The 12,262-nt window shown below is 41.5% G+C and carries 10 protein-coding genes and 1 riboswitch; of the genes, 7 read left to right on the top strand and 3 right to left on the bottom strand.

The annotated features are described in order from the left end of the window. Nucleotides 1-163 precede the first annotated feature (163 nt). From hflX to BM386_RS17260, 4 genes are all read left to right on the top strand, one after another. The gene (gene hflX / locus BM386_RS17275) at nucleotides 164-1,414 is read left to right on the top strand and encodes a GTPase HflX (protein ID WP_091696555.1); all 1,251 of its coding nucleotides are present in this window, start codon (nucleotides 164-166) and stop codon (nucleotides 1,412-1,414) included. A gap of 131 nt (nucleotides 1,415-1,545) precedes the next feature. Further along, the gene (locus tag BM386_RS17270) at nucleotides 1,546-2,613 is read left to right on the top strand and encodes a PAS domain-containing sensor histidine kinase (RefSeq protein WP_091696553.1); all 1,068 of its coding nucleotides are present in this window, start codon (nucleotides 1,546-1,548) and stop codon (nucleotides 2,611-2,613) included. Between the two features lie 110 nt (nucleotides 2,614-2,723). Continuing rightward, nucleotides 2,724-4,391 carry a PQQ-dependent sugar dehydrogenase gene (locus tag BM386_RS17265; RefSeq protein ID WP_091696552.1) on the top strand — a complete coding sequence of 556 codons (1,668 nt, stop codon included), beginning with the start codon at nucleotides 2,724-2,726 and terminating at the stop codon, nucleotides 4,389-4,391. A 198-nt stretch (nucleotides 4,392-4,589) separates the two neighbouring features. Beyond that, nucleotides 4,590-4,955 (top strand): hypothetical protein, encoded by a 366-nt coding sequence (locus tag BM386_RS17260; protein ID WP_091696550.1) that lies wholly within the window; start codon nucleotides 4,590-4,592, stop codon nucleotides 4,953-4,955. 201 nt (nucleotides 4,956-5,156) lie between these two features. Here BM386_RS17260 and BM386_RS17255 read toward each other — a convergent pair whose 3' ends face one another. Then, on the bottom strand, nucleotides 5,157-6,809 hold the full coding sequence (locus BM386_RS17255; RefSeq protein ID WP_091696761.1) for a M1 family metallopeptidase: 1,653 nt from the start codon (nucleotides 6,807-6,809) through the stop codon (nucleotides 5,157-5,159). Nucleotides 6,810-6,921: 112 nt separating this feature from the next. Between BM386_RS17255 and BM386_RS17250 the strand changes: the two genes are divergently transcribed. The 3 genes from BM386_RS17250 to BM386_RS17240 are packed head-to-tail and all read left to right on the top strand — an operon-like array spanning nucleotide 6,922 to nucleotide 7,846. Further along, entirely contained in the window at nucleotides 6,922-7,284 is a 363-nt protein-coding gene (locus BM386_RS17250; RefSeq protein ID WP_244545556.1) for an avidin-fold protein, read from the top strand. 41 nt (nucleotides 7,285-7,325) lie between these two features. After that, nucleotides 7,326-7,544, top strand: a complete 219-nt coding sequence (locus tag BM386_RS17245; protein ID WP_139235939.1) for a hypothetical protein — start codon at nucleotides 7,326-7,328, stop codon at nucleotides 7,542-7,544. Beyond that, nucleotides 7,541-7,846, top strand: coding sequence for a type II toxin-antitoxin system RelE/ParE family toxin (locus tag BM386_RS17240; protein WP_091696547.1), 306 nt, complete (start codon nucleotides 7,541-7,543; stop codon nucleotides 7,844-7,846). The genes BM386_RS17245 and BM386_RS17240 overlap by 4 nt, the downstream gene beginning before the upstream one ends. 49 nt (nucleotides 7,847-7,895) lie before the next feature. On the opposite strand, the gene metE is transcribed toward BM386_RS17240, so the two are convergent. Together metE and BM386_RS17230 are read right to left on the bottom strand one after the other, a co-directional pair. Then, on the bottom strand, nucleotides 7,896-10,223 hold the full coding sequence (metE, locus tag BM386_RS17235) for a 5-methyltetrahydropteroyltriglutamate--homocysteine S-methyltransferase (protein ID WP_091696545.1): 2,328 nt from the start codon (nucleotides 10,221-10,223) through the stop codon (nucleotides 7,896-7,898). A 190-nt stretch (nucleotides 10,224-10,413) separates the two neighbouring features. Continuing rightward, nucleotides 10,414-10,612, bottom strand: a riboswitch (cobalamin riboswitch). A gap of 149 nt (nucleotides 10,613-10,761) precedes the next feature. Next, a complete protein-coding gene (locus BM386_RS17230) occupies nucleotides 10,762-12,138 on the bottom strand; it encodes a methyltransferase RsmF C-terminal domain-like protein (RefSeq protein WP_091696543.1) in 1,377 nt (458 codons plus the stop codon). Between the last annotated feature and the right edge of the window lie 124 nt (nucleotides 12,139-12,262).

Here is a 12,262-nt window from a genome sequence, read left to right as displayed (position 1 = left end):
CCAAGAGAGAAAACACTATCCTAATCAATTCTAAGGAAATATGTCGAACTTTGTAGCATCTGACGCTACAATTCGTAAAAACAACACCTCAATTACCGGCTTTTACGAACCTGAGGAAACTATATTCCAGTTTTCTGCATTGCTTTGACATAGAATTCAACTTATGAGTAAACATTCACGCAAACTTCAAAAACTTTACGAAACAGCTCCAAAAGAGGAAACTGCTATTTTAGTAAGTGTCGTCCGGCAATACCAAACAGAGCAACAAACGGAGGAATATCTGGATGAGTTAGCTTTTTTGACTGAGACCTTAGGTGCAAAAACTGTGTATCGCTTCACCCAGAAAATGGAAAAGCCTGATATCAAGACTTTTGTAGGTACAGGGAAATTGGAAGAAATCGCAGCATACATCAAGCATTTTGAAGTCGATATGGTCATTTTCGATGATGATCTTTCTCCTTCTCAGATGAGGAATTTGGAGAATGAACTGAAGGTGACGATCTATGATCGATCGCTTTTGATTCTAGATATATTTCTGAAAAGAGCGCAAACTGCCCAAGCCAAAACACAGGTTGAGTTGGCTCGTTTCCAATATTTATTGCCACGCCTGACTAATATGTGGACGCACTTGGAGCGACAGCGAGGTGGTACGACAACGCGAGGTGGAGCAGGTGAGAAGGAAATAGAAACCGATAAACGGGATATCCGAGGAAGAATCACGCTGTTGAAAGAAAAGCTTCGGGAAATAGAAAAACAGGGTGAAACCCAGAGAAAAGGTAGAAAAGGAATTGTCCGGGTGGCAGTAGTCGGCTACACCAATGTGGGAAAAAGCACCTTGATGAACCTCATCACAAAGACGAACATTCTGGCTGAGAATAAACTTTTCGCTACCGTTGATTCTACGGTAAGAAAAGTAGTATTGGAAAATGTGCCTTTCTTACTGTCTGACACAGTCGGGTTCATTCGAAAACTCCCAACGCACTTAATTGCAGCGTTCAAATCTACCTTGGACGAGATCCGAGAAGCTGATTTGCTCGTGCATGTGGTGGATATCTCACATCCACATTTTGAGGAGCATATCGCTGTAGTGACTCAGACACTGAATGAAATCAAGGCGGGAGATAAACCGACTCTTCTTGTTTTCAACAAAATAGACCTGGTAGAAACCATGCCTAGTGAGGAAGAAAGCATGAAAATGACTGAGCTGGAGTTAGAGGAGGCCAATTTTCTAGACTTCGATGCACTCGCAGAAGCCTATCAGAAAAAAACCGGAATTCCGCCGGTATTTATGGCTGCGGCTAGTGGTCAGAATGTGGAAGAGTTTCGTCAAACATTGATCGCTGAGGTAAAAAAACAGCATCGAAAAATATATCCACATTACTTGGAAGATGAGACCTTTTCCATCGAAGAATAAAACACAAAATGGCTATCAGCAGATTGATGGCCATTTTTTCATTGGTGTTTAATTTTTTTCTCCCAATTATTGAATTTTTTCATTATTCTCGCTTAAACTTTTAAGCGGCACACCCAGCTAATCCTAATAGAATGAATTCGGAAATATCCCAGTACGATACCTTCTTTGAACTGACTCCTGACTTAATTTGTATTGCTGGTTTTGATGGGTATTTCAAGAAAGTAAATCCTGCAGTTGTAGATGTTTTAGGTTATAGTTATGAAGAATTATATGCAAAGCCAGTAAACCACTTTGTGTACGAGGAGGATAAAGAAAAGACTGCGATGGTAAGGAAGTCATTGCTCAATTCAGAACCCCTTGTTGATTTTGAAAACAGATATGTAACAAAATCAGGAGAGTTAGTATGGCTTTCCTGGACATCCCAACCAATGGAGCAAGCCAAATTAGTGTTTGCAATAGCGAAGAATATCACGCCAAAAAAAGAGCTCGAAGCTGAAAGAAACACACTCTTGACTAGCTTAACTGAAATTAATAAAGATCTTCGTCATATTGGACACATGACTTCACATGATCTCAGGTCTCCTGTGAATAACTTGCTGTCGCTTTATGAATTAATAGATTTTTCAAAAATTACGGACAAAGAGACCTTGGATCTCATGGAGGTCTTTAAGATGTCCTGTGAAGATTTAAGAGATAAATTGAATTTTTACTCCAAAGAACTTCGGGACAAACAATCCCTATACATACCAAGCGAGGAAGTTGATCTGAATAGAATTGTTGAAAACGTATCAAAATCAATCAGTACACTGATAAAAAAATCCGAAGCAAGGATAACAGGTGATTTTAGCCAACTAGGAAAGATCCATTCAAACCCTAATTACCTGGAGAGCATTTTTCTAAACCTGATCACCAATTCGATTAAGTATAAAAAGCCCGGAATTCCTCCAGAGATTGCCATTACTACTACAGTGATAAAAGATAAGATTCAGCTTAGTTTTTCTGACAATGGACTTGGCTTCGATATGGAAAAAATCGGGGATAAAATTTTTGGATTCCAGCAAACATTCAATAATAGGGAAGACAGCCAGGGAATCGGACTATATTTAGTTTACAATCATGTAAAAACCCTTGGCGGTACTATAGCCGTGGAGAGCACACTTGGTGAGGGAACTACCTTCCGCATTACGCTAAATTCCTGACGCAATATTTATCCTGAAAAAATGGATAAATCCAACGATAACGCAGGACAGCTAAGCCATTAATACTATCTTATTTGGCATAATATACAAAAAACCACATCTTAGCATTGATGAAAAAATCTGTGATTCTTAGTTTTGGGATAGTACTGATCATTTTTTCCTGTTCCAAGAAAAAGCCATTCGGAAGTGAAATAAGCACTGAAAAAGAGCAAATAGAGGCTGGAAAAGTGCTTTTTGAAAATAACTGTAGCACCTGCCATGGCTTTGACCATGACGGTATCGGGCCAAATCTGAGCGGAGTTACTCATTCGGTAGAATCTGACTGGATCAGGAACTTTATAAAGAACCCCTCAGCTACCATCGAAGCAAAAGACCCAAGAGCACTTCAACTCCTGGAAAAATACAAAACGTATATGCCTCCATTTCCGGGACTGGAAGAACCTGAGCTGGATGCACTCTTGGCCTATTTACACACGTATGAAAATCTGCCGGATTCCATTCCTCCCCTAGGGCTGGAAGATCCCATCCCTGACACCTTATCTGATTCTGGAATTCGCTTAGAAATAGAGCTTTACAGTCAATTACCTGCTTCGGATTCTGCTCACCCCTTGGCCAAGATGACCAAAATGGAGACAGCTCCAGGAACTGAGCGACTCTTTGTCAATGATCAGCGGGTAGGACTTTATGAACTTGTGGACAATAAACCCAAGCTCTACCTGCCAATCAAGGAACTGAAACCTGAGCTTGTCAGCAAACCCGGATGGGCTACGGGAATGGCTAGTTTCACTTTCCATCCTGAGTTCGCCGAGAATGGTCTTTTCTATACCGCCCACACCGAACCTGGAGGCACTCAGGCACCTGACTATGGCTATGCTGATAGTATCCGCGTATTTATGCAGTGGATTGTCACGGAGTGGAAAGCAGAGAATCCAGCTGCTGCTACTTTTGCCGGCTCTTCCCGAGAACTACTCAGGATAGATATTCCCTCCCAAGCACACGGAATGCAGGAGCTGACCTTCAATCCCAATGCAAAGTCTGGAGATGAAGATTATGGATTGCTTTTCATAGGATTTGGAGACGGCGGGCTCACGGAACAGCGCTTCGGCTATCTTTCGGACAATAAAGGAGCTAAAGTCTATAGCAGCATACTTCGTATAGATCCTCAAGGGAATGATAGCCCTAACGGAAAATATGGAATACCAGCGAGCAATCCCTTTTCAGGCATTGAAGGAAAAGCCGGTGAAGTCTATGCTTACGGTTTCCGAAATCCCAACAGGGTTTTCTGGGATGAAGAAGGAAACATGTTTGCCACCGACATTGGTCAGCACTCCATTGAAGAGTTAAATAAAATAGAAAAAGGTAAATTCTACGGCTGGCCGATTCGTGAAGGACGATTTGTAATCAACCCTTATGGAAAATTCAATGAAATTTTCCCTCTTCAGGAGAATGATGCAAGTTTTGGGATAAGCTACCCGATCATTCAGCTAGATCATGATGAATTAGCCGCTATCATTGCCGGGTATATCATGCCTTATGGCCCACTTGAGGACAAATTTATCTTTGGAGATATCTTATCGGGGAGATTGTTTTTTGCCGATTTAGAAAAATCGGGAAATTCAGAAGTGCAAACCTGGGGTGTAAGCTATGAGGGCAAAGAAATCAGTCTTTTGGAGCTTTGCGGTGGAGAACGGGTAGATCTAAAGTTTGGCCAGGATGCTAGTGGGCAAGTTTATATCATGAGTAAAACAGAAGGAAAAATCTACAAAATCAAAGGTTAGCATAGTTTCCCTTAGAAACGTTCCTGAGCTAGAACTTCACAAACGAAGATTAAAGAAGCATAATAGTAATTTACAGAATCAGAGCAGGTCAGCTACTTTTTCTGCGCATATCGGCGGGAAAAACAAATAGACTTTCAGAAAAAAAAGCTCGAGAATTTATTACGATAAAGTTGAAACGAATTAGTAAATTGTTTTGCTATGTTTGACTTTATCAATCTGTTATCCGTTGACATCATTTTTTTCGGGAAGGTTATAACCCGGGAATTGTTAATTGCGAATCCTTGGTATTGTTTAGACGAATCCAGAAAGATTGACTGTTATTATACCTTTCGAGAAGATGGCACCTCCTCCAAAACAGAAAAAGGAGAGGTTTATGAACTGGATTGGAAACTTAGCTCCGAAGGTATCCTTGAATTCATCGATGATTTAGATCCTCCGCTCCGCTTTGAGGTAAAATGCTTAGGCAATCAAATGATCGTATTCAAATATCCGGATAGTCTTACCGGTCTGGTACTTTTTACCGAAGAAAAAGCCAAGGAAATACTCATTCCATTTTTGAATTAATTTGTATATCCGCTTTTCTGCCAGTAAAGAGACTAAAGCATCATAGGATTTGGTCAACCCTAGCATTGAGGCTACTTCAGCCTGTCCCGCTCCTGCGGGAATCATCCGTCACCTGTGCTGAGAGAAGTCGAAGCATCGGTCTTCAAGCTAATAAACCACGGAAAATATGGTTACTGGCATCATTGCGGATAATCAGATAAATTAATTCCCCGAAATATTAAACGAACCCACGTAGTAATTTTCATCTACGCTGATTTTCGCATTTTCCTGCAAAACCTCGACTTGCTGCCAGCGCTGCGTAGGCTTCAAACTCATTTCTTTTCCATCAACATAGATTTTCACCGGCATCTCAAATCCTACAACTACATTTTCCCAACGGTAAAATAGCTCGCCGTCCATGATATTATAGCTGAAAATAGGAATGCGGATATCTCTTAAATACTGATTAAAAACGGGTGTAAGATTGATACCAACTTTTTGTGAAATATAACTTTCAATTTGTCGGGTAGAAACTGTTTTATGATAAAACTCTTCATTCAATCCGCGCAGAATACTTCTCCATTTCTCATCGTCATTCACAATCTGACGAATGGTATGTAACATATTGGCACCCTTATAATACATATCCCCAGAGCCTTCGGAGTTTACGTTGTAAGTGCCGATGATCGGAATATCATTGCTGATGGCCATTCTGGTACCTAGGACATATTCCTTGCTTGCTTCTTTTCCATAAAAATAGTCCAGAAAGAGATTCTCGGAATAGGCAGTGAAACTCTCATGAATCCACATATCCGCCACATCTCGGTAAGTGATATTATTGGCAAACCACTCGTGCCCCGACTCATGGATAATGATAAAGTCAAACTTCAGACCCCAGCCTGTTCCACTGAGATCTCGTCCCAAATAGCCATTTGCATAAGCATTGCCGTAAGTCACCGAACTCTGATGCTCCATGCCTAAATAAGGAGCCTCCACTAGTTTGTAGCTGTCTTCATAAAATGGATACGGGCCAAACCAATGCTCGAATGCTTCCATCATTTTTGGAGCATCTTCAAACTGCTTTTTGGCTTTTTTCAGGTTTTCACGAAGCACATAATAATCCATGTCCAGCTCGCCTTTTTCCCCTTTATATTTTTCGCCAAAATGAACATAATCACCTACGTTGATATTGATTCCGTAATTATTGATTGGGTTTTTCACCTCCCAGTGATAGGTTTTGGTCTTGGCTTCTTTGTCATGATCAGTTCCTATCAGTCGGCCATTTGACACGTCCATTAGATCTTCCGGAACTGTCACTGACATCAATACGCCTTGATCCGGCTCATCGTAGCCATGATCCTTGTTTGGCCACCAAATACTAGCTCCTATACCTTGATTGGAATTTGCAATAAAATGCAAGCCATTACTGTCTTTTTGCCAAGTCAAGCCACCATCCCAAGGAGGACGAATTGCCTCCACTGGAGTTCCTGAAAACGTAAGCGCCAATTCCTTCTCTTCACCAATTGGCTGGGCTGCTTTCAAGGTGATGAAATGTGCATTTCCCTCATGCTCAATTTCCAATTCAGCTCCGTCTTGCTCAGCTTTTATGAGTTTCATAGGCGCTTGCAAGTCAATCTGCATGCGTTTTGGATCTTCCAAGACTTTGTATTTGACAGTATTTTTCCCAGAAAGTGACTTGGTATCAGGATCCACTTTTACTTCCAAATGATAATACTGCAAATCCCACCAAGCTCTCTCTGGAGTGATCGTGCCGCGAAGGGTGTCCTGACGAGTGAATTCCTCTCCATGAGGAAACATTTGTGCTTGAGCACTTAGGCAAAAGAGAAGGCAAACAGGAAGTAATAGAGATCTCATACGTAAGTCAAAATTTGGGATTTGAAGCCCCAAGATACTTGGAAGGATCAATTGAAAAGGCATACATTTCCACGAAAGGACTTAATTTTAGTGAAAAGAACCTATTCAAATCATGGATAAACATAATGGACAGGCGGTGATCAATTACAATAATCGCAAATTCCATGCGGTACAGAACACGGAAAATGGAGAGACTTCTTCCGAAACAATTTTCCACTATCATCAGGAAGGCAATATCCTGACGGCAGGCTATGCTGGCGGAAAAATTCTAAAGGGTCATCTGATCGGTTTGGTGGACGAGTCCGGAAACATCAACATGCGCTATCATCAGGTGAATAACAAGGGCGAATTGATGACGGGAATTTGCCATTCTAAGCCTGAAATTTTGGAAAACGGAAAAATTCGCCTCCATGAAACCTGGGAATGGACCTCTGGTGATCGTTCAAAGGGAGAAAGTGTAATTGAGGAGATTTGATTGGTAAAAGCCTTAAATTAGAGAGACAAAATCAGCAGGTTATGAAAAAGGAAAAATTAAGATCAGATATATATTCCATGATAGCAGATGTGGAGAGTGAAGAATGGCTTGAAGAAATCAAACTATTTTTGGCCAATCGAGCAGACTATGAGGCTAGATTAAATTCTTCTGCACAGGTAAGCGAGGAGGATATAAAATATGGTAGAGTAATGGATATTGAGGAAATAAAGAGAAGAATGTCCAATAAACTAAATAAATGAGAATCCATTTTACAGAAGAAGCTTGGAATTCACTAGATAAAACAACAGATTTCTATCTTTTTGAACTTGATATCCCTGCTTTCATTGTAGATAAAATTATTAGAGAATTATTAAAAAAAGTGCAACTGCTGGTTGAAAATCCTTATCTGGGTCAGAAGGAACCATTCTTATCTCATTTGGGCAAAAATCATCGCCGTATTTTTTACATGAATATTAAAATAATTTATAGAATTGAAGAGGATGAGCTGTATATAACTGATTTTTTCGATTCTAGACAAAATCCCTCAAAAATGAAATCCTAATTGTTAAAAAATCGCCCAGCGGAATCTTACTCCGCCAGGCAACTTATTTTTAGCTCACAGGCTCAGTCACCGCTTCACGCAGTTTCTTCGCTGCAGACACCATTTCGATCAGCGCTTTTTTGGTTTCTTCCCAGTGGCGGGTTTTCAAGCCACAATCCGGGTTTACCCATAGATTTGCTGCCGGGATTACCGCCTTTGCTTTCTCCATCAATGCGATCATTTCGGCTTTAGACGGCACCCGTGGAGAGTGAATATCATACACACCAGGACCAATTTCATTTGGATAATTAAACTCCGCGAAGGCATCCAACAGCTCCATCTGGGATCTGGAGCATTCTATTGTAATCACATCCGCGTCCATGTCAGCGATGTTCTGAATGATGTCATTGAACTCTGAATAACACATGTGTGTATGGATCTGCGTTTCATCTTTTACCCCGCTGGCGGAAATCCTAAATGCGCGAACTGCCCATTCCAGATACGCCTTCCAGTCCGCTTTTCGCAGTGGAAGCCCTTCTCTGATCGCAGGCTCATCGATCTGGATCACTCCGATTCCAGCCTTCTCCAGATCCACTACTTCGTCACGGATAGCCAAAGCAATCTGAGTACACGTTTGAGACCTAGGCTGATCATTACGCACAAAGCTCCATTGCAAGATCGTCACCGGCCCAGTAAGCATCCCTTTTACAGGTTTGTCAGTAAGCGACTGCGCAAAAGCTGACCAGCGAACCGTCATCGGCTGAGGACGTTGTACATCCCCGTAAATAATCGGCGGCTTCACGCATCGACTACCGTAACTCTGCACCCAGCCAAACTTGGTGAAAGCAAATCCCGCCAACTGCTCACCGAAATACTCCACCATGTCGTTGCGCTCAAATTCCCCATGTACAAGCACATCCATTCCGATTTCTTCCTGCCACAGGATAGAATCTTTGGTCTCATCTTCCAAGAGTTTTTCATAAGCTTCTTGGGTCAAATCACCTTTCTTAAATCTTGCTCTCCAAGAGCGTACTTCGGTAGTCTGTGGAAAGGAGCCAATTGTAGTAGTGGGAAAATGTGGGAGGTTTAATGCCACTTTTTGCTTGGATTGGCGAATTGAAAACCCGCTTTTACGCTGGTCATCAGATTTTACTATAGCTTTTAACCGATCTTTGACCTGTAGATTATGTATTAGTGTTGAGGATTTTCGGCTGGCGATTGCTACCACATTCAGCGAAAAAGCTTCCAAAACCTCTAAATCTTTATCGTTTTCTACCAACTTTTTCAAGGTCACAACTTCTGCGATTTTCTGCTTCGCAAAAGCCAACCATTGCTTCACTTCAGCAGGAAGAGATGCTGTATTTTCCTCCAAATCCAAATCACATGGAGAATGGATCAGCGAGCAAGAGGGAGCTATCCAAACACGATCATTACCGATTTTATCTGCCGCTTTTTTAATGAGAGAAAGTGAGTGCTTGAAGTCATTTTTCCAGATATTTCTCCCATCTACTACTCCCAAAGACAAGTTGACGTTGGCTTTCAATTTCCCCAAATCCAGAATATCATCTAGCTGGGATGCGCATCTAACTAAGTCTAGGTGAAGTGTGTGTACAGGAAGAGAAAGAGCCATTTCCAGATTTTCTCCGAAGCAATCGAAGTAATTAGCCAAAATGATTTTAAGCGAAGGGAAAGCTTTTTTGATCTCGGCGTAAACGTATGAAAAGGCTTTTTGCTCTTTCTCAGTCAAATCCATCGCTAGAAATGGCTCATCGAACTGCACAAATTCAATATGAAGCGCATCCAATTTTTTAAGGATTTCCAGATATACCGGAAGCAGGTTTTTGATCAGGTCGATCCGTTCAAAACCTTCTTCTTTTTCCTTTCCCAAAAGCAAATAGGAAACTGGTCCGATCAACACTGGCTTGGTCGTAATTCCCAACTCCTTTGCTTCGGAAAATTCCTTAATCACTTTGGTGGAGAACAGCTTGAATTCTTGATTCTTGGTGAATTCCGGGACGATGTAATGGTAATTCGTATCAAACCATTTTGTCATTTCCATGGCAGTAATGTCCAAGCCATTTTGCTGGTAGCCCCGCGCCATAGCGAAATACAAGTCCAGTTCATTGCCTCCTTTTTGGAGAATCACCTCATGATAGCGCTCAGGAATGGCGCCGACCGTCAGGGACATATCCAAGACTTGGTCATAGTAGGAAAAATCATTGGAGGGGATCAAATCAATTCCAGCATCCTTTTGAAGAATCCAGTTGTCTTTGCGGATACTTTCTCCAGCAGTGTGCAGGTCAGAAAGTGCGATTTTGCCTGACCAATACTGTTCACAGGCTTTTTTGAGTTCTCGACGGCTACCAATTCGCGGATAGCCAAGATTATGCGTTTGCATCTCTTTTAACTTTTAATGATGAATAATGAGTTAAAAGCTCTTTGGCTAGATTTCACTTTGCCTGCGATATGGAGCAAAAAGTAAAGTGAAATACGCGCATAGCAGGAATGGTCTGAGCCGAAGGGCACAGATAAACAGAACTATAAGAAAACGTATCAAACTTGACTAAAAGGCCTCATTTCGCGGAAGCATCGTCAGAACGGAATAGGCAGGTCTCCTGACTTGTAGCGACTTTCATCGTCCTTCCCGTCCCTCGTGGTGTGGGAGACAGTGGACATGCGAGGATGATCGTCTTTGGTGTGCTACTTACAGTTGCGCGACAGTTCGTGATTTACACACGATTCCCTATTAATCTACAGCTAAGTAAAACCTCTTCCGGTTGATTAAGAAATAAAGTTAAGAACTATTTCAGCCGTGAAAGTAGTGAAATTTATGTGATTATCGGTAAGGATGCCATCAGACTTATTCTCTGGGTTGATCTGGACGGAAGACAGGAGACGGGAGACAGAAGACAGTAGTACGCTTCCTACCTCAGACTTTACATTCTAATTCTCCACTCTTTCGGGTAGTAGTTGTTCACACGGTTTCCGAGATTTTTGATCCAGCCAAGGGGAAGATTTCTGTAAGTTATCAACACCCAGCCTAGGGGTAAATCAGGAAGTTCTAGGTCATTTTTACGCAAAAATTCGATGGATTCAGCTTCAGTAAGCTCGTGTGAAGGAAAATCTTTTTTAGGTAAAATTGAAAGGGCCCATTCATGATTTGGAATCCAGTCATTTTTCTGTTTTTTACCAATCTCCACTCCAAAATACTTCAAGCTTAAATGGTGCGAAATTTTCTGGAAATGCAGATTCCAATCCTTCGATATCCTGAAGTAAGAATCATTCAGTGTGTAATATTTCCCAATTCCATCGAAGCCCAATTCTTCATCCAGATCGCTTGATTCCCGATTGAATACTTCCTTCAGAAAAGGATGTTTGAAGTCCTTAATACGCTTTGGTTCTTGAATGTAAGCTTCTTCAGATCTTTTTAAAACAGTGATAAAAAAGCCTTCGCCCTCCACCAAGTGTGGAAAAAATCGATAGCCGTAATAAGTCTTTCCTTCGGCTTCTACCTCAGTTTCCTTGATATTCCAATCCGCATCCAGCGAAATTCTAACAGGCTCATAGGAAAACTCTTCAGTCATAAATCGGATCATATCTTCATTTTCCTGCTCATTGAAGGTACAGGTGCTGTACACCAAGTAACCATCAGCTTTCACCAAAGCTCCAGCTTGGTCCATAATACGTTTCTGCCGAGCGGAGCAAAGTTGCACATTGTCAATAGACCATTCTTCCCGAGCCTGAGGATCCTTCCGAAACATGCCTTCTCCAGAACAAGGAGCATCAACTAAAACCAGATCAAAAAAGCCTTCCAACGGATCAAAATGCTCTGGATCATTATTTGTCACTATGCTGTTCCCAAGTCCCCATTTGATGATATTCTCCTTCAAAATCTGGGCTCTAGACTGTATCACTTCATTGGCAACCAGCATTCCTTCATCACCCAAATAGCTAGAAAGCAAGGTGGATTTACCTCCAGGAGCTGCGGCCAAATCAAGATAAATCCCCTTAGGGATTTCCACAGAATTCAGAATATGCTCAATAAACATAGATGATGCCTCTTGCACATAATATGCGCCGGCATGAATGGCAGGATCAAGGGTAAAAGAAGGTCGTTCGTCGAGAAAAAAACCGTTCCGAGTCCATGGAATTGGAGATTTTGGCCAGGATGTGGAAAAAGTTTTCGCAGAATTTAATCTTATAGAAGTTCGGGATGGCTTGTTAATAGCTTCTTTAAATTGCTCAAATTCGGCTTGACCGAGTAATTCGAGCATCTGAGACTCGAAGTCCTTAGGAAGATTGGTTTCTGGCATGGGGCAAAGATAAGAGATCAGCTAACAGTGATCAGTCCCAGTAATAGTAAATTAAGCAGATTAATTGTGAAGTAAATTTGGCTGATTATTTCAGGATCTGCTTACTGAGACTGTACACTGATTA

Origin of the sequence: Algoriphagus locisalis (assembly GCF_900116615.1) — a bacterium.
GTDB lineage: Bacteria > Bacteroidota > Bacteroidia > Cytophagales > Cyclobacteriaceae > Algoriphagus > Algoriphagus locisalis.
This window is presented reverse-complemented; position numbering and strand designations above follow the sequence as displayed.